This window comes from Pseudomonas sp. JL27(2026), from assembly GCF_056933555.1.
In genome coordinates this window covers 2796831-2815142 of sequence record NZ_CM167794.1, presented here as the reverse complement: position 1 = coordinate 2815142, position 18312 = coordinate 2796831, and the positions used below count along the sequence as shown (strand labels likewise).

The 18312-nt window shown below is 58.7% G+C and carries 19 protein-coding genes; 13 read left to right on the top strand and 6 right to left on the bottom strand.

From position 1 onward, the window contains the following. Positions 1-21: 21 nt before the first annotated feature. Both AC1Z1G_RS12770 and AC1Z1G_RS12765 read right to left on the bottom strand, forming a co-directional pair. Positions 22-423 carry a DUF1294 domain-containing protein gene (locus AC1Z1G_RS12770; RefSeq protein WP_483627435.1) on the bottom strand — a complete coding sequence of 134 codons (402 nt, stop codon included), beginning with the start codon at positions 421-423 and terminating at the stop codon, positions 22-24. Next, positions 420-1250, bottom strand: a complete 831-nt coding sequence (locus AC1Z1G_RS12765; protein WP_483627433.1) for an undecaprenyl-diphosphate phosphatase — start codon at positions 1248-1250, stop codon at positions 420-422. The genes AC1Z1G_RS12770 and AC1Z1G_RS12765 overlap by 4 nt, the downstream gene beginning before the upstream one ends. Positions 1251-1542: 292 nt before the next feature. Between AC1Z1G_RS12765 and AC1Z1G_RS12760 the strand changes: the two genes are divergently transcribed. The 9 genes from AC1Z1G_RS12760 (at position 1543) to AC1Z1G_RS12720 (ending at position 9713) form a co-directional block, all read left to right on the top strand. Further along, positions 1543-3177 (top strand): methyl-accepting chemotaxis protein, encoded by a 1635-nt coding sequence (locus AC1Z1G_RS12760; RefSeq protein ID WP_483627431.1) that lies wholly within the window; start codon positions 1543-1545, stop codon positions 3175-3177. A 125-nt stretch (positions 3178-3302) separates the two neighbouring features. Then, entirely contained in the window at positions 3303-3866 is a 564-nt protein-coding gene (gene pnuC / locus AC1Z1G_RS12755) for a nicotinamide riboside transporter PnuC (RefSeq protein WP_483627430.1), read from the top strand. Then, on the top strand, positions 3863-4387 hold the full coding sequence (locus tag AC1Z1G_RS12750; protein ID WP_483627428.1) for an AAA family ATPase: 525 nt from the start codon (positions 3863-3865) through the stop codon (positions 4385-4387). The genes pnuC and AC1Z1G_RS12750 overlap by 4 nt, the downstream gene beginning before the upstream one ends. A 348-nt stretch (positions 4388-4735) precedes the next feature. After that, a complete protein-coding gene (locus tag AC1Z1G_RS12745) occupies positions 4736-5185 on the top strand; it encodes a hypothetical protein (RefSeq protein WP_483627427.1) in 450 nt (149 codons plus the stop codon). A gap of 1 nt (position 5186) precedes the next feature. After that, complete coding sequence (locus AC1Z1G_RS12740) at positions 5187-5765, top strand: adhesin (RefSeq protein ID WP_483627425.1); 579 nt, start codon at positions 5187-5189, stop codon at positions 5763-5765. Positions 5766-5828: 63 nt separating this feature from the next. Next, positions 5829-6818, top strand: coding sequence for a heme utilization protein (locus AC1Z1G_RS12735; protein WP_483627423.1), 990 nt, complete (start codon positions 5829-5831; stop codon positions 6816-6818). 63 nt (positions 6819-6881) lie between these two features. After that, the gene (locus AC1Z1G_RS12730) at positions 6882-7562 is read left to right on the top strand and encodes a C39 family peptidase (RefSeq protein ID WP_483627421.1); all 681 of its coding nucleotides are present in this window, start codon (positions 6882-6884) and stop codon (positions 7560-7562) included. A 44-nt stretch (positions 7563-7606) separates the two neighbouring features. Next, positions 7607-8353, top strand: coding sequence for a hypothetical protein (locus tag AC1Z1G_RS12725; protein WP_483627419.1), 747 nt, complete (start codon positions 7607-7609; stop codon positions 8351-8353). Positions 8354-8399: 46 nt separating this feature from the next. After that, positions 8400-9713, top strand: a complete 1314-nt coding sequence (locus tag AC1Z1G_RS12720; protein ID WP_483627417.1) for a hypothetical protein — start codon at positions 8400-8402, stop codon at positions 9711-9713. Between the two features lie 67 nt (positions 9714-9780). Here the strand turns inward: AC1Z1G_RS12720 and AC1Z1G_RS12715 are convergent, their stop codons facing one another. Further along, positions 9781-11106, bottom strand: a complete 1326-nt coding sequence (locus AC1Z1G_RS12715) for a sigma-54 dependent transcriptional regulator (RefSeq protein WP_483627416.1) — start codon at positions 11104-11106, stop codon at positions 9781-9783. Between the two features lie 342 nt (positions 11107-11448). Here AC1Z1G_RS12715 and AC1Z1G_RS12710 point away from each other — a divergent pair, with 342 nt between their 5' ends. From AC1Z1G_RS12710 to AC1Z1G_RS12700, 3 genes are all read left to right on the top strand, one after another. Next, positions 11449-11715 carry a hypothetical protein gene (locus tag AC1Z1G_RS12710; RefSeq protein WP_347905938.1) on the top strand — a complete coding sequence of 89 codons (267 nt, stop codon included), beginning with the start codon at positions 11449-11451 and terminating at the stop codon, positions 11713-11715. A gap of 360 nt (positions 11716-12075) precedes the next feature. Then, the gene (gene nhaB / locus AC1Z1G_RS12705) at positions 12076-13578 is read left to right on the top strand and encodes a sodium/proton antiporter NhaB (protein ID WP_483627414.1); all 1503 of its coding nucleotides are present in this window, start codon (positions 12076-12078) and stop codon (positions 13576-13578) included. A gap of 99 nt (positions 13579-13677) precedes the next feature. Further along, positions 13678-14457 (top strand): TSUP family transporter, encoded by a 780-nt coding sequence (locus AC1Z1G_RS12700; RefSeq protein ID WP_347905934.1) that lies wholly within the window; start codon positions 13678-13680, stop codon positions 14455-14457. Here the strand turns inward: AC1Z1G_RS12700 and nudC are convergent. Together nudC and AC1Z1G_RS12690 are read right to left on the bottom strand one after the other, a co-directional pair. Continuing rightward, positions 14425-15255 carry an NAD(+) diphosphatase gene (nudC, locus tag AC1Z1G_RS12695; RefSeq protein ID WP_483627412.1) on the bottom strand — a complete coding sequence of 277 codons (831 nt, stop codon included), beginning with the start codon at positions 15253-15255 and terminating at the stop codon, positions 14425-14427. The two genes, AC1Z1G_RS12700 and nudC, sit on opposite strands and share 33 nt — an antisense overlap. Before the next feature lie 6 nt (positions 15256-15261). Then, positions 15262-16074, bottom strand: a complete 813-nt coding sequence (locus tag AC1Z1G_RS12690; RefSeq protein ID WP_483627410.1) for a crotonase/enoyl-CoA hydratase family protein — start codon at positions 16072-16074, stop codon at positions 15262-15264. 216 nt (positions 16075-16290) lie between these two features. Between AC1Z1G_RS12690 and pncA the strand changes: the two genes are divergently transcribed. Then, positions 16291-16932: a bifunctional nicotinamidase/pyrazinamidase gene (gene pncA, locus AC1Z1G_RS12685; protein ID WP_483627408.1), complete on the top strand. Its 642-nt coding sequence runs from the start codon at positions 16291-16293 to the stop codon at positions 16930-16932. 76 nt (positions 16933-17008) lie between these two features. Here pncA and AC1Z1G_RS12680 read toward each other — a convergent pair whose 3' ends face one another. Continuing rightward, positions 17009-18310, bottom strand: coding sequence for an ATP-binding protein (locus AC1Z1G_RS12680; protein ID WP_483627407.1), 1302 nt, complete (start codon positions 18308-18310; stop codon positions 17009-17011). Positions 18311-18312 lie beyond the last annotated feature (2 nt).

The window sequence follows — 18312 nt, the reverse complement described above, 5'->3', positions numbered from 1 at the left end:
GCGCCGGACAGCCGTCTCTGGCTACCAGGAAAACAGGCTGGCGCCGAGGAACAACTGGTCGACCCAAAACACCTGGTGCAGCAGCACGATGATCCAGAACACCAGTTGAAACGAGACTTTGCGGGTTTTGTGCCGGAACAGTTGCTGGGCGAGCAATGCGCCCGGCCAGCCACCGGCAAACTCGACGGCATGCAGGACCTTTTCCGGGGTGCGCCATTGATCGGCGCGGGCCTGGCGTTTGTCGTTCCAGTACAGGAAAAACGCCAACAGGCTGACCACGCCATAGGCAGCCAGCGGGATCGGCGAAATCCCGCGAAGCCACAATGACGCCGAGCCGAACAACGGCAATGCACACAGCACCAGGAAAACCAGCACCTTGAGACGCGGGTACTGAACCCCGCGCCCATTGCGTTGCTCGATCATGGCTTGGCCGCTGACCAGTCGACCCAGCCAAACTGCCAGGTCGCCAGAATCAGCAAGCCGAAGGCGATCCGATACCAGGCAAATGCCGCATAGCTGTGGCTGGCAATGAACTTGAGCAAGCCCTTGACCGCGATCATCGCGAAGATGAACGCCGTGACAAAACCGATGGCGAATACCGGCAGGTCTGCTGCCTGGAACAGGTCGCGGTACTTGTAGCCAGAGTAAACCGCGGCCCCGACCATGGTCGGCATGGCCAGGAAGAACGAGAACTCGGTCGCGGTCTTGCGGGACAAGCCAAACAACAACCCGCCGATAATGGTCGAACCGGAGCGCGAAGTACCGGGAATCATCGCAAGGCACTGGGCGAAGCCGACTTTCAGAGCGTCTTTCCAGGTGATCTCATCGACCGTTTCAGCATGCACCGTATGCTGACGACGCTCTGCCCAGAGCATGATGATGCCGCCCACCACCAGTGCACTGGCGACCGTGATCGGGTTAAACAGGTATTTGTGGATCAGGTCGGCAAAAATCACCCCCAATACCACGGCCGGCAGGAACGCGATCAGTAGGTTGACGGTAAAACGCTGAGCCGTGCGCTGGGTCGGCAAACCCGTGACGACGTCGAGGATCTTGCGGCGAAACTCCCAGACCACGGCCAGAATGGCGCCCAGTTGGATGATGATGTTGAACGCCATTGCCCGTTCGCCACCGAAGTTAAGCAAATCGGCAACGATAATCTGGTGTCCGGTGCTGGAAATCGGCAAGAACTCGGTCAGCCCTTCCACAATGCCAAGAATCAATGCCTGTGCGGCGGTCCAAAGATCCATCAATCCCCCATGAAGCTATGCCCCCAGGCACGCCCCTTTCGATATTTTTTATAACGTTCACTGCGCTCAGCGTAGTTCATTCGAGCCGCGCAAGGATCAACAGAAAACCGTCAAAATTCCGTGAAAAATCAGCGTTAATTCAGGTTTTCCCATGCGGGGCCGAGATCCTATCAGACACGCCCGAATAACGCTGCCGCGTTATTGGACTTGAGTAGGGTTGGCGTCACGCCCAAAGCGTGATTGGATGCTGGCGCTCGTTTATGACAAGAAAAAGAACACGGAGTAACAACCTATGAATAGCTTGCGCAGTGTGTCGATCAGCCGTCGGTTATGGCTCATCCTGATTGTGGCTGTGCTGATGCTATTGACCTTGGGCGTGTTGATGCTCAAACAGATCCACGACGACTTGTATCAGGCCAAGGCACAGAAAACCCAGCATGTGGTGCAGACCGCCAGTGGCATCCTGGCTTACTACCATGACCTGGAGACCGCCGGCACGCTGACCCGTGAAGCCGCGCAAAAACAGGCCCTGACGGTGGTTCGCGGCTTGCGGTATGACCAGAGCGACTATTTCTGGATCAACGACCTGACACCCGTCATGGTCATGCACCCGGCCAACCCGAAACTCGAAGGCCAGAACCTGTCGGCCATCAGGGACCCGGACGGCTTTGCAGTGTTCAATGAAATGGTCTCCATCGCCAAGGCCAAAGGCGCCGGCATGGTCGACTATCGCTGGCCGAAACCGGGTGCCAATGCCCCGGTGCAGAAAACCTCCTATGTGAAACTCTTCGAACCCTGGGGCTGGATCATCGGTTCCGGGGTGTACATCGATGACATGCAGGCCGAATTCAATGGCCAGGTCTGGGAAGCCGCGCTGATGGGGCTGGCGATTGCCCTGATCATGGCGCTGTCGGTGATTCTGATCGCCCGCAGCATCGTGCGCCCCTTGCAGGAAGCCGTGAATGCCATGGCCAACATCGCCAGCGGTGAAAGCGACCTGACGCGCAGCCTCGACACCCACGGCCAGGATGAAGTGACCCAACTGGCCCGACACTTCAACGCCTTCACCGCCAAGTTGCGCCTGGTCGTCAGCCAGCTACAGGTCAGTGCCGGTGCTCTGGGGCAGTCGTCGAACGAGCTGGGTAACGACGCGACGCAAGCCCAGCAGCGCAGCCAGCAGCAATCCCAACAAATGGAACTGGTGGCGACCGCCATCAACGAAGTCACCTACGGCGTGCAGGACGTGGCCAAGAACGCCGAGAAGGCGGCCAGCGAAATGCGCGACGCTGAAGCTCAAGCCCAACAGGGCCAGGTAAACATCGACAACAGCTTGCAGCAGATCGACCAGCTCTCGGGCACCATCGACCAGGCTGTCGAGGTCATTCGCACCCTGGCTGCCGAAAGCACGCAAATCGGCAGCGTCCTGGAAGTGATCCGCTCGATTGCCGAACAAACCAACCTGCTGGCGCTCAACGCCGCCATTGAAGCCGCCCGCGCCGGTGAACAGGGTCGCGGCTTTGCGGTGGTCGCCGACGAGGTTCGCCTGCTGGCGCAACGCACGCAGAAATCCACGGCCGAAATTCAGTCGATGATCGAGCGCCTGCAAAATCATTCGGAAGCGGCCGTCAAAGTGATTGGCGACAGCAGCCGCGCGTCGCAATTGACCATCGAACAGGCCGGCCTGGCCGGCGCCAGCCTGAATGCCATCGGCCAGGCATTGCGTAACCTCAATGGGCTGAACGCCTCGATTGCCAGCGCGACACTGCAACAGGCCCACGTGGTCGAAGACATTAACCAGAACGTCACGCAGGCAGCCGGGCTGTCCCACAGCACCGCAATGGCAGCGGAGCAGTCGAGCATCGCCAGCGGGCACCTCAAGGAACTCAGCGTTCAACTGAACGAGTTGCTCAAACAGTTCCGCGTCTGAGCGCCCTTCCCCATGACCGCTGTGCAGGCGGCCATGGGGAATCTTTCGCTGCCTGAGACCCCCTCGCCATACGCCCCGCCTGCGTTACAATCCGCACCCTCTTCGACTTCCCCCAAGGAACCACCATGTCCGGGCTTGAACTGTTTGCCGCTGCACTCGGCGTGATCGCCGTCTGGCTGACAGTCAAACAGAACCCCTGGTGCTGGCCGATCGGGCTGGTGATGGTGTTGCTCTACAGCTGGATTTTCTTCGAGGTCAAACTCTATTCAGACATGCTGTTGCAGGTGATCTATGCCGCACTGCAGCTGTATGGCTGGTGGCAATGGACCCGCGCCGGCAAAGCCCATCACGGGCGAGAAGTGACGTGGCTCGGCCGTACCGCCATGCTGCAAGGGCTGGCAGTCGGGGCCGTTGGCAGTCTGTTGCTCGGCGCGGCCATGGCCTTCTGGACCGACGCCGCCCAGCCCTGGCTGGACGCCGCCCTGACCGGTTTCAGCCTGGTGGCGCAACTGTGGATGGCGCAAAAACGCGTGCAATGTTGGCCATTGTGGATCGCCGTCGATGTGATCTTCGTCGGCCTGTTCATCTACAAAGGCCTGTACCTGACGGCCGCCCTTTACGGCTTGTTCACGCTGCTGGCCGTGCAAGGCTGGCGCGAATGGCAGGCCGATCCGGCGCTGCGCACATGAAAGTACTGGTCCTGACCGGTCCCGAGTCCAGCGGCAAGAGTTGGCTGGCCGCTGAATTACAGCAGCACTTTGGTGGGCTGCTGGTCGGCGAGTATGTGCGCTATTTCATCGAACAGAACCCCCGAGACACCTGCCTGGCCGACATCCCCGAGATCGCCCAGGGTCAATTGTCCCGGGAAGACGAAGCACGTGCCCAGGCCCCGGCGCTGCTGATCCTCGACACGCATCTGCTGAGCAACCTGCTCTGGAGCCAGACCCTGTTTGGCGACTGCCCCGCCTGGGTCGAGCAAGCCTTGCTGATGCGTCGCTATGACCTGCACCTGCTGCTGTCCCCGGAGCAGGTGGACTGGACCGACGATGGTCAACGGTGTCAGCCCGCACTGGCTGAGCGCCAGGCATTCTTTCAAGCCACTCACGCCTGGCTTGAGCAGCATCAGCAGGTTTTCCAGGTGATTGAGGGCGACTGGCTGGCGCGACGCGAGCAAGCGTTTAGTGCCGTGGCACGGCTGCTGACCATTTAGCCCCAGTGTTCGGCACATTCAGCCGACGAAAACCGCCAATGTGTCCATTCCGGAAACACTCGGCCATGACTGAAAGGCCTATGCAAAGCCTCTTCATCGTACTGTCACACCGACTGTTAAAGGCTTGAAACACACCTCTGTAAACCGCTGATCTAGAGCATTGCGCCGCTTATGGCTCATTGCCTGACAAGCCAGCTGTATCACCCGTGATACAGCTGCAATGCGCCTACTCTGCTATTTACAGTTAACTCATTGATTCTCTGATAAAAATAAAAAGCGGCACAGCTTCTGCTCTCTCCTTCACAACGCTGACCAGGGCCAGCGTGTACAAGAAGAAGGAGTGCCGACGTGGCGACAATCAATAACAAAAGCTTTACCCGCCTCCTGCTGCTTGGATGTGCATTCAGTTCCGTCATCAGCCTGCCGGTGTTCGCAGACGGCAATGGTGTGATCGTCCTGCAACGTGACGTGCAACCGACGCCGATTGGTAGATCACGTGACAAAGACCCCTACCCCAACACCGTCAACGCCAACCCATCGGCCCGCGTTGTTCAAACCACCGGCTCCGAACTCAATGATGGCGAATTTGCTGGCGTCAGCAGCGGCTCAAGCATTATCAACAGAAATGTGGTCCCCAATGGTAATGGCAACGCCGGTCTGAACTCACTGACCAATCCCAACGGGATGCCCGGCATGAGCGCCGGTCACGGCGGCGGCAGCGGCGGTGAGATCTCGGGAACCATCAACCGCTCCATCAGCGCCGGCCTTTCTCCGCTGACCAATATAGGGGGCAAATAAGATGAACCGGTCCCTTCTATTTATAGCGCTGCTGGGTTGCGCCTCCGTCATGGCTGACTCAGGTGTAAACGTTGTCAACAACGCGACCCTCGATAATTCCGCAGCGCAATACAAAGGCAACATGATGATCAACCAGGCCGCTGGCGACCAGCAACAGCAGGTCAACAGCCGCGCCATCGCCATCGGCACCGAGGCCCAGGCCACCGGCAGCCTGAAGCAGAAGCTGACAACACCCGCCGACCCTTCGATGAATGCGACCAGTTCAATTGGCGGCAACTCGTTCAGCAACGGCAACGGGGCACTGGGTGTCAACCAGGCCGCCGGGGCCAACAACCAGATGATCAATGCCATGCGGATCAGCATCAGTGCTCAACCGCAGAGCATCGACGACAGCGCCCTGTCCCAACAGAACGTGGCGTTGTTACCAAACTCAGGAGCAACTGGCACTTCGCAAGGCAGCCGCCAGGTCGTTACCAGCGACCAGGCCTTCACCGGCAGCCGAGGAGTGATTCAGGTGAACCAGAGTGCCGGGGTGGGGAACCGAATGGCTAACACCCTGAGCATCCGGGTCGCAGACTGACCCAACCGAAGTGCAATTAGAAAGTACCAATACTTAACCAACTAATAAGCACGGAGAAACACCATGAAACCTACAATGGCTCTCAAACCACTGGTCTTTGCCCTGGCCTCCGTCATGGCAATAGCGGCACAAGCCGGCGGTACCGATAACGGCCGTCACCACCAGGACCATCACAGGCATGACGGCCCAACCTGGGAACAGAAACTTTCAATCAACTCTGGCGCTAGCGCCTATGTTGGGGACGAGCAAACCAGCGAGGACAACTCGGTGCGCAACCAGGCCACCGAAAACACTGCCAAGGCTGACAACTCCCTGAACGGTTCCAACGGCAACATGGGCGCTAACGTGGCGGCCGGTGACGGCAACCAACAAGACAACGCCGCAGCTATTGCTACCGCTGATGAAAGCTTCATCTTCGGTTCTGCTGATGCACAGTCCTACGCGAATCAGTACAACACCGATAACACCGTCAAAAATCACTCCACTAAAAATAACGCCACGCTCAACAGCACTGGTAACGGCGGCTCCGGCAACATTGGCATCAACGTGACTGCCGGCGACTTCAACCAACAGAAAAACAACCTGGCTATTGCCGTGTCTGGTGGGCGTGTTGCAACAGCATCCGCCAGTGCCAACCAATACTCCGGCGGTCTGGATGTGAGCAACAAAGCTGACCGTACCTACAAAACAGACACGCTGCGCAGCACCTTCTATGCGGCTGGCAAATACGAAGGCGACGGCAAAGGGTATGTCGAAGATAAAGACAACCACGGTGGCTATGGTGGCGACGACAGAAATGGAGGCAACAAAGGCGACAAGCTGACCTTCCACGAAGAAGGGAACTTCCAACTGGCTGGCTATGCCACCTGGCAAGTGCTGACCAAAGATGGCTGGAAAAACCCAGTGGTCAACAACGCCAGCATGACCAACTCGATGAATGGCTTCTCGGGTAACGGCGGTGCCAACGTTTCAGCAGGCTCGGGCAACCAACAAAGCAACTCGCTGTCCATCGCTGCTGGTTGCAAAGCCTGCCAAGGCGGCAACACTTTCTAACTGCGATGATCAAGAAGCCCCGGAAACGGGGCTTTTCTACAGTCCCCACAAGGCGGATCGACCATGCGAGTTGCTGCCCTCACCTTCCTGCTTAGCCTGGCCGGCCTGACTCAGGCCGCACAGATGCCCGTCTCGATTCTTCCCGGCGGCGTTACTGTCTACAAGCATGTGCAAAGTATTCGTGAGCGCAAATTCAGCGACCTGATCGAACAAAAAACCGACTTCAGCTGCGGCGCTGCCGCACTGGCAACGGTGTTACGCCAAGCCTACTGGCTCGACGTCGATGAGGAGCACATCATCAAAGGCATGCTGGTCAAGGCAGACCAGAACCTTGTTCGTACTCAAGGTTTCTCCATGCTGGACATGAAGCGCTACATAGAAAGCATCGGCATGCGTGCCCGGGGCTACCGGATCCCTCCCGAAAAACTGGAGGCTGTGACGATTCCGGTCGTGGTCCTGATAGACATTCGTGGTTACAAGCACTTCGTGGTGTTGCAGCGCGCACAAAAAGACTGGGTCTACGTTGGCGACCCGGTACTAGGCCATAAACGCTACTCCCACGAGGACTTTGTCAAAGGCTGGAACGGCATTGTGTTTGCGATTATCGGACCCGGTTACGACAAGGGCAATGCCTTGCTCGACCCGCCCGAACCGTTGACTGCACGAAACAAACTCAATGGTTTCAATCCCGTCAATGACGCAGAACTGATGGACTTTGGATTCATCCAGAGCGACTTCTTTTAGGTGCCTGACAAAGATAAAGGGGCAGGACGCTCCGGGAGCAGCAGATGAAAAGTTCATACTGGCTGGCCGCCGCCTGCCTGGTAGCAAGCATCCCAGCGTATGCGGGTGCAGGATTCAAACCGATAGAAATCAAGGATTCCGAACTCGCCCAACTGCGTGGTCGGTATGTCATGCCGGGGCGAATCATCAGTTTCGGCGTTGTCATGAGCAGTACCTGGCGCAATGCCGGCGGCGACCTGATCGGCGCATCAAGCGCCCTGCAGATTCAGGCTGCCACCATCAAGCCCGAATTTTATGTCTCAACCATCAAGCAGACCGGTAACGGCACCCCTGCCCTGCAAGGCACTGGCAATGTGATCGGGGGAGCGGCGTTGAGCAGCACCCAGGGCATCACCCAAAGTGTGCGTGCCGCAGGTGATGGCAACTCGGCTTACAACAACGTTGCCATTGATGTGAAAGAAAGCAACAGCCCTCCTCCTATCGTGACCCCGCCCGGCCAGGTCCTGACTGCCGGTCAAACCATCAGCGCTAACAACGCGGCAGGCTCCATTGCGGTTTCAGCCACCGGCAGCGGCATTCAAATGGCCATTCAGGCCAACAACAATCAGGGCAGTGCCCTGCAACAGGTCGCTCAGGGCGGCTTGCTGCAGAACACCCGGTTGCTGGGCAACAGCAACATGGTCAACAACCTGACGCAACTCAGTGTCGTGCTGAATAACAACGGCCCAAGTCCCGGTGCATTGGACTGCAACCTGACGCAACTCAAAGGACTACGCAATATGGGATATTGAACTACGCTGAGTCTCGACCATTAGGCTTTAAGGGACGGCTTATTTCATGTATCGATCGGTGTCACTACGCGCAGTTGTGTGTCTGAGCACTCTCTTCCCGGCGGCGCTGCTGCAAGCAGCGCCGAATGGGGATGTAGAGACCCTCAAACAGGAACTTCTGGAGTTGAAGCAGCGGTACGAAGTGCAACAGAAGGCGCTGGCGGTACTCGAGCAACGGGTTCGTCAGGTAGAAGATCAACCAGCCTCCCCTCCCCCTAAACGTCTGGCCAAGTCGCCAGCAGACATGAAAGGCAACCAACAGGTTGCGAGAACAGGTGCCAAAGCGGCGTCAGGGGGCGCAGCAGGGGGAGCTGGGGCCACGGGCGGTTCATACGGGCAATCGCTGCAAGACGATTCCCAACCCGCACAGAGTGTTTCCAACCTCTATGACGAGGCCAGCGGGTTCTTTGGCGGGGGTAAATTCAGTTTCGAAACCGGGCTGACCTATTCGCGTTATGACACCCGGCAATTGATTCTCAACGGGTTCCTCGCGCTGGACTCGATCTTCCTGGGCAACATCAACCTCGACCGTATCAAGGCCGATAACTGGACCCTCGACCTCACGGGCCGCTACAACCTCAACAACCGATGGCAGTTCGACGTGAACGTGCCGGTGATCTACCGCGAGTCGACCTACCAGTCCGGCGGTGCGGCAGGCGGTGACGCAGGCGCACTCAGCGAACAGGACGTGACGCAGGATCCGACCATTGGTGACGTGAACTTCGGTGTTGCCTACAAATTCCTCGACGAATCGGTCAACTACCCGGACGCCGTGGTTACCCTGCGGGTCAAGGCACCTACCGGCAAGGACCCGTTCGGGATCAAACTGCGCCAGACCGGGCCTAACACCAACCTGTTCGTACCGGACGACCTGCCTACCGGCAACGGTGTCTGGTCGATCACGCCGGGCATCTCGCTGGTCAAGACCTTCGACCCGGCCGTGCTCTTTGGTACCCTTTCCTACACGCATAACCTGGAAGAGTCGTTCGACGACATCAGTTCCAGGGTCAACATCAAAACCCCTGGCAAAGTAAAGCTGGGCGACAGCTTCCAGATCGGCGCGGGCGTAGCCTTTGCGTTGAACGAGAAGATGAGTATGTCGTTCTCGGTGTCTGATCTGGTGCAACGCCAAAGCAAGCTCAAGCAAAACGGCGGCAGTTGGCAATCGGTGGTGTCCAGCGACGCCAATGCCGGTTACTTCAACGTCGGCATGACCGTTGCGGCCACCGACAACCTGACCATAGTGCCCAACCTGTCCATCGGACTGACGCCAGACGCCCCGGACTTCACCTTCAGCCTGAAATTCCCGTACTACTTCTGATCCACACCAATGACGCAAAAGGCCCACTGCGACGTCAATCGCAGCGGGCCTTTTACGTTGCCGCGCCCTAACGGATCTGGTGTTTGTGCAGCAGTCGGTAAAACGTCGGGCGTGACACACCCAGTACCCGGGCCGCAACGCTGAGGTTGTCACTGTGCCGATTCAATACATCGCACAAGGCCTGGCGCTCGGCACGGGTCTTGTAATCTTCAAGCGTGCCCATGGGCGTGGCAATTGCCTGCTGGCTGATCAGGCCCAGGTCCCGTGCCTCGATCTGCCGCCCTTCGGCCAGCACCAGGCCACGCCGCACCCGGTTGGCCAATTCGCGAACATTGCCCGGCCAGTCGTGTTTGCCCATGGCGACCAGCGCGTCCTCGCTGAAACTGCGGGGTCGGCGACCGGTTTCCTGGCTGTAGAAATGGGAAAAATGGTTAGCCAGCATTGATAAGTCGCCGTGGCGCTCTCGCAGCGGCGCGGTAATCACCTGCAAAACGTTGAGCCGATAGTACAAATCTTCACGAAAACGCCCTTTCTCGATAGCGGCTTCAAGGTCGACGTGGGTAGCCGCCAGCACGCGGACATCCACGGGAATCGGTTGGCTGCCGCCTACTCGCTCGATGTGTTTTTCCTGAAGAAAACGCAGCAGATTGGCTTGCAGTTCCAAGGGCAGATCGCCAATTTCATCGAGAAACAGGGTACCTCCATGAGCCGCCTCGATCCGCCCAACCTTGCGTTGATGGGCGCCGGTAAACGCACCCTTCTCATGGCCGAACAGTTCAGACTGGATCAAGTGCTCGGGTATGGCCCCGCAATTGATTGCCACAAACGGTTTACTGTGGCGTTGTGATTGGCGATGCAGGGTTCGCGCCACCAACTCTTTACCGGTGCCGCTTTCCCCACGAATCAGCACAGGGGACTCGGTGGGTGCCAACTTACTCAGGAGTTTGCGCAGTTCACGGATCGAGCGGCTATCGCCCAAAAGCTCATGCTCGGGCTGATTGACATGAATCGTGCCCTGGCCGCGTAAGCGTGCCATGCCGAAAGCTCGGCCCAGGGTGACCTGCACCCTGGAGACATCGAACGGCAACGTATGGAAATCAAAGAACCACTCGCACACGAAATCGCCCACGTTCTGCAAGCGCAGGACTTCCTGGCTGAGCACAGCGATCCACTCTGTTCCACTGCGGCTGATGAGTTCCTTGACCGCTTCGGGCCGCTCCAGATGAAACGGTTGCAGGCGCAACAGGCCGACATCACAGGTGCGGTCGGCCGCGTTTTCAAGCGCGCAACTGTCAACGTCCCAGCCGATGGTGCGCAAACCGGGCAGCAAGCGGTGGCAATCGTCACAAGGATCGACCACGAGCAAGCGGCGTAACGCTGGAGCTTCGATCATGACTGTTCCTTGGCGCCAAAATTAGGAAATGTTATTAGAAACAGTCATTTGGCTGACCCGGTTGTAACATTAGCAAGAACTTGACGTCGCCTTGTATCGTTTGACTATAGGGGTAATACCTATTCCGTTATAAAAACTCAGGTCGTTAGTTAGCTACCGACTCCAACCTTTCATTCAGCTTTCAAAAAACCCTGCAAAACCGGCCATGTGAAAGAAAGTTGAAATTTCTGTTGATTGAGTGTGACCCACCCCCCTGTTCCGGGCATCAGTACAAGTAACCAGCCGAACGGTAAGCCCAACCGACGGCACATCACTTGATTGGGCACATAGAGAGAAGACCCCATGAACGCCCCGCTCCGTATCAACGAAGCTCTTTTGATTGCCAACCACGCATTCCAGCCGTTTCAATGCGTAGCCTGGGCCCCACAGGACGGTACCGGCGAACTGAGCCTGACCGTCATCGACCGCACCAGCACACGCATCGGTCGCAAACAAATTCCAAGCAGCGCCTACACGGACCCGACACAACTGGCGAATGTACTGCAACAAGCCCGCGCCGAGTTGTGCGAAGAAGGCTACGAGTTGCAATCGTGGACCATGCCGCTGTAATAAAAAGGGCGGATCACCGAGCGTGATCCGCCTTTTTTTGATTCAACTGCCGCACTTCACTCGGGCGTGCCTTAGTGTAACTTTGCCAAGCGTCCCTTACGGGCTTAGTTGCCTGCGCCCGTGCTGCGTTGTTGGCGTTTGAGCCAAGACAGTGTTCATGTACTCATGTTTGGCAAGCTTGCCACTGAGTCGAAAAAACACTGTTCTGGCACGCGTGGCTGGCTATTCGCTGGGTGGCGACTACCGTACGGTGGTGACGCGTTATCTGGGCCAGCATCAGACACCAAGCCAAAATTCAAGCGCTTGATCTTCTGGTTCTGTTACGGCAAGTTGCGCGCTTCTTAAAACAAGGAGCAACCGATGTCCGGTTCCATGGCCCAGGCGTTCGCACACAATTTCCTCGGGCACTCGCCGCGCTGGTACAAAACCAGCATTGTTGCGTTCCTCGTTCTCAACCCGCTGGTCCTCTGGACCCTCGGGCCGGTAGCTGCCGGGTGGCTGCTGGTGGCGCAATTCATCTTCACCCTGGCCATGGCGCTCAAGTGCTACCCGCTGATGCCCGGCGGCTTGTTGGTGGTTCAAGCCCTGCTGTTGAACATGACCACGCCCCAGGCGCTCTATGACGAACTGTTGCACAACTTTCCGGTGATCCTGTTGCTGATGTTCATGGTGGCCGGCATCTACTTCATGAAAGACCTGCTGCTGTTTCTGTTCTCGCGCCTGTTGCTGGGCGTTCGCTCCAAAGCGTTGCTGGCGCTGATGTTCTGCTTTCTCTCGGCGTTCCTCTCGGCCTTTCTCGATGCCTTGACCGTCACCGCCGTGATCATCAGCGCTGCGGTGGGGTTTTACTCGGTGTATCACCGGGTTGCCTCGGGCACGGACCCACGCCAGGACAGCGAATTCAGCGATGACCAGCACCTGCCCACCTTGCACCATGATGACCTGGAGCAATTTCGCGCCTTTCTGCGCAGCCTGCTGATGCACGGCGCCGTCGGCACGGCGCTGGGCGGCGTGTGCACCTTGGTCGGCGAGCCGCAAAACCTGTTGATTGGCCATGAAATGGGCTGGCACTTCGCCGAGTTCTTCCTGAAAGTAGCCCCGGTTTCACTGCCCGTGCTGGTCGCGGGCCTGGTGACCTGCGTACTGTTGGAAAAACTGCGCTGGTTCGGCTACGGCACCCTGCTGCCCGACAATGTACGCGCGGTACTGGCCAATTACGCGGCCCAAGACAACGCCGAACGCACCGCACGCCAACGCGCAGCGTTGCTGGTGCAAGGGTTGGCGGCGCTGATCCTGATTGCCGGGCTGGCGCTGCACATTGCCGAAGTCGGGCTGATCGGCCTGATGGTCATCGTGCTGATCACCGCTTTCACCGGCATCACTGAAGAGCACCGCATCGGCAACGCCTTCAAGGATGCAATGCCCTTCACCGCCCTGCTGGTGGTGTTTTTTGCGGTGGTGGCGGTGATTCATGATCAACAACTGTTCACCCCGCTGATCCAGTGGGTGCTGGCGCTGCCGGCCGATCAGCAGCCGGGCATGCTGTTTATCGCCAATGGCCTGCTGTCCGCCATCAGCGACAACGTGTTCGTGGCAACCATTTACATCACCGAAGTGAAACAGGCGTTCATTTCCGGCCACATGAGCCGCGAGCATTTCGAGACGCTGGCGATTGCCATCAACACCGGAACCAACCTGCCCAGCGTGGCGACGCCCAACGGTCAGGCGGCGTTTCTGTTTTTGCTGACCTCGGCCATCGCACCGCTGATTCGCTTGTCCTACGGGCGGATGGTCTGGATGGCGCTGCCTTACACCGTGGTCATGGGGACACTGGGCTGGTACGCCGTGAGCTTCTGGCTCTAAACGAAGCGCTCCAGAGCGGTCGCCGTGCCTCGCGGTTATGAGTAAGATATCGGCCTTTGGCGCAGCCACTTCTGCGCCTCCGCCGAATAAGTCGATCCCATGCCTTTCGAACTCAGCGTAGACCTCACCACACTGGCCATTCTGGCCGTTGTCGCCTTCATTGCCGGCTTCATCGATGCGATTGCCGGCGGTGGCGGTTTGCTCACCACCCCGGCCCTGCTCACGGCAGGGCTACCGCCTCACCTGGTGTTGGGCACCAACAAGCTCAGTTCCACCTTCGGCTCGGCCACCGCCAGTTTCACCTTCTACCGCCGCAAACTGTTCCACCCACGGCAGTGGGTGCATGCGATTGTCGGGACACTCGTCGGTGCGCTGACCGGCGCCATCGTCGCCCACTACCTGCCCGCCGAATGGCTGAACAAAATGCTCCCGGTGATCGTTTTCGCCTGCGGCCTGTACCTGTTGTTTGGAGGCACGCCGAAAGCACCGCTGGACAGCGACGCACCGATCAAAAAGAAATGGCAGTCGACCCAGGGCTTCAGCCTCGGTTTCTACGACGGCGTGGCAGGTCCCGGCACCGGCGCATTCTGGACCGTCAGCAGCCTGCTGCTCTATCCCATCGACCTGGTGAAAGCCAGTGGCGTGGCGCGCAGCATGAACTTCGTCAGCAACATCGCGGCGCTGTCGGTGTTCATCTTTTCCGGGCAAGTGGACTGGATCATTGGCCTGAGCATGGGCCTGTCGGTGATGGTCGGCGCATTCTTCGGCGCACGCACTGCCATCAGCGGTGGGGCGAAGTTCATTCGCCCGGTGTTCATTACCGTGGTGTTGGGCCTGACCGTGCGCCTAGCCTGGCAGCACTGGTTCAGCGTGGCCTAAGCGCCGCGCCACGTAGACGTCGATCAGGTAACGGGCAATCGAGCGCGACGCCGGCAACGGCGGCAGCGCATAGATGCTGAACCACTGGGCATCTTCGATCTCGTCGGCTTGCGGGACAATCTCGCCGCCGGCGTACTCGGCGTGAAAACCGAGCATCATCGAATGCGGGAACGGCCAGCACTGGCTGCCCAGGTACTGAATGTTCTTCACCTCGACCTGCACTTCTTCGCGCACCTCGCGAATCAGGCAATCCTCGGCCGACTCCCCCGGCTCGGCGAAACCGGCCAGCGTGCTGTAGACCCCGGTGACAAAGCGCGGTGAACGCGCCAGCAGGACTTCATCGCCACGGGTAATCAGTACGATCATGCTCGGTGAAATTCGCGGATAGCTGCGCAAGTCACAGGGCTCGCAGTACATCGCCCGTTCACGCGGTACTTGGGTCATACGCTGACCGCAGTTACCGCAGAACCGATGCTCCCGCGCCCAGGTGCCGATTTGCGCAGCATAGCCCAGCACCTTGTAAACCGTGTGGTCGCCCTCGAGCATGAACGCCCGCAGGCCTTTCCAGCCGCAACCCGGCACATCGCTGTGGGCCTTGAGCTCCAGCAGATACACCGGCTCGCCGTCCAGGTGACCAATGCCATGCTCGGCCAGGATCGACAGATCCTGGCGCTTCAGCCATTCACGTGGAAACAACGCACCATTGTCATCGCACAGAAAACCTTCGGGGCTGCGGGCCACCGCCCAACCACCCGGTTGATCGGTATCGAGTACTGCCGTGGTCCAGCGTGAAATCATGTGGGCTCAATCCAGGAATTCAGGTTTCTGCTTGCTCATCGACGCGGCCATGGCCACCCGCAGGTCCGTGGATTGAAGCATAGCGGCGTTCCAGGTGGCGATGTATTCCAGGCCATCGTTGATGCTGTGGTCGCGCATGTAGGTGATCATTTCCTTGGTCCCGGCAATCGCAATCGGAGACTTTGCGGCAATTTCGCGGGCGATGCCCATCACGCCGTCGAGCAGGCTGGCCACGTCCGGGTAGACGCGGTTGACCAGGCCAATGCTACGCGCTTCTTCGGCGCCCAGGGTACGTCCGGTGTAGGCCAGCTCGCGGAGCATGCCGTCGCCGATGATGCGCGGCAAGCGCTGCAAAGTGCCCACGTCGGCGGCCATGCCCATGTCGATTTCCTTGATCGAGAACTGCGCGTCTTCGGCAGCGTAACGCATATCGCACGCGGAAATCAGGTCGATGGCCCCGCCCAGGCAATAGCCCTGAATCGCCGCCAATACCGGCTTGCGGCAGTTGTCGACGGCGTTGAAAGACGCCTGCATCTGCAAAATTTTGCGGCGCAGCAAACGCGCATTACGGCCCACGTCCTTGCCCATTTCATTGGCCACCGAGGCCAGCAGCATCAGGTCGATGCCGGAAGAGAAATGCTTGCCCGCCCCGCTGATCACGACCGCACGGACTTCATCGGTGTCGTCGATCCATTGGAAGATATCAACGATTTCGGTCCAGAACACCGCGTTCATGGCGTTGATTTTTTCCGGACGGTTGATCTGCACATGGGCGATCTTGTCCTTCAGTTCGACGCGAAAGGCTTGGTATTCGGACATGGCAGTGATCCTTACTGGAGCGAAAAATGAAGCCCGGACTATACCAAGTCAGCGCCAGCGGCCGTAAGGCAGTGCATCGGCCAAAAGCGGGACTGCGGCGCTCATCGCCAAGCCTTCGCTACTGGCATCAACCATCGTCGCCTCCTTGAAAGTCAAAAACCGAACATGGGGCTTGCCGCTATGCTTGAGGTTTCAACGACAAGGAGGTACACCGGCATGACAATCCTTTGCGCTCAGACCATCCAATCCCGAACCGCGTTGCTGGTCATCGACGTACAGAACGACTTCATCCCTGGCGGCCAACTGCCAGTACCTGAAGGCGATTTGATTGTCCCGTTGATCAATCGCCTGGGCCGTCAGTTCAAACACGTGATTATTGCCCAGGACTGGCATCCCGACGCTCATGCTTCTTTTGCCTCCAGCCATCCTGGGGCCAAACCCTACGATGTCATTCAATTGCCTTACGGCGCACAAACCCTTTGGCCCCGGCACTGCGTGCAAGACACTCAGGGTGCCCAATTACATAAGGACCTGGACCTGCCGCACGCCCAGTTAATCATCCGCAAAGGCTGTAACCCGGATATCGACAGCTATTCGGCGTTTCTGGAAGCAGACCGCAAGACCACCACAGGGCTGGCGGGCTATCTCAAGGAGCGGGGCATCGACACCGTCTATCTGGTGGGCCTGGCACTGGATTTTTGCGTGATGTTCTCGGCGCTGGATGCGCGGGCAGCAGGCTTCAAAACCTTTGTCGTACTGGCTGCTTGCCGGGCGATTGACTTGGGCGGCTCGCTGGCCGATGCCATCGAACGGATGCAGTTGGCCGGAGTGGATTTGATTACCAGCAACGAGATCTGACTATTCTCGGGGGTAGCCCCGTAATACCTGCGATAACGCTCTGCGTCGCGGTGGACGCAGAGTGCCGCAGGTTTCTTCAAACAGGTGCCGGCAGCCACAACCTGAACCGCGCCCCGCCCAACGGTGACGCTTCGACGGTCAGTGTGCCGTCCTGGGCCTCAAGAGCCCGGCGGCTGATGGCCAGGCCCAGGCCAAAGCCACCCGTGGCGCGGTCACGGCTGCGATCCAGCCGATAGAAGGGTTCGAAAATCCGCTCGCGCTCGTCGTCCGGAATACCGATACCGTCGTCATCGACCCAGATTTCACAGCCCCTGGCACACACCTGCACGCCAATCTGAATGCGCTTTTCGCAGTAGCGCATGGCATTGCGCAGCAGGTTCTGGATAGCACGGGCGGTGAGGCGTGGGTCAAGTGTGAAGCGCTCAAGCTGGCCGTGCAGCAGCACATCAATGACGATGTCCGGCGACTCAAGTTCTTCATCGACGCTGCCCAAAATACTGTCGATGAACTCGTCCAGCGATACGTCGACCTGCTCCGGCAACCGCGCTGGGTTTTGAAGTCGGCTGTAAGACAGCAACTCCAGCACCAGTTCATCCAGTTCGCGAATATGCGCGACCAGGCCCTGCAACCGCTCGCGACTGGTGGCCGGCAAGTCATCGGACAACGCCAGCGCAAGGCCGAAATCCAGACGCGTCAGCGGCGTGCGAAGCTCATGGGAAACCGCGTTGAGCAAGTCGCGCTGCTGGTTCAACAGGTTCTCGATGTCACCGGCCATGGTGTCGAACACATGGGCCAGGCTGCCAATGTTCGAACTCGGCCGGATCTGTGTGCGTTCGCTCAAGTGCCCTTTACCGAAACGTTCGGCGGTCGCCTTCAGGCGCTCCAGGTCACGCCAGTGCGGGCGCAGCCAAATCAGCAGGCAGGCCAGCAGCGCCGCACCGATCAGTACGTTGATGCTCCAGTAGAGCAGGTTCACGTCCAGCGGGTCCGGGGGAACGGTCAACTTGACCGCCAGTTGTTCATTCAGCGGCGCTACCGTCAGCGTGCGCCAACCCCAGTCGCCAAGGCGCACCACGTTTTCACCGCGCTGCAAGCGTTCGGTTTCGTACAGCGTGAAATCCGCGTCGTCGTTACGCACCAATGCCACGTGCAGCGGGCGAAAATCCTGATCCATCTGGGTGGCCAGCGCCGACCACTGCTCGGTCGGCAGTGCGTGGAACTGCTTGACGATCAGGGTCTGCAAGCCACGGGAGTGGTCCAGGTTGTAATTCTGGAAGCGCTCGTGGAAGACCTTGATCACCAGGTCCGGTACCAGATAGATCGCCGCGCTGAATGTAACGATCGTAATCAGGTACAGCCGAATCAGAATCCGCAGCATGG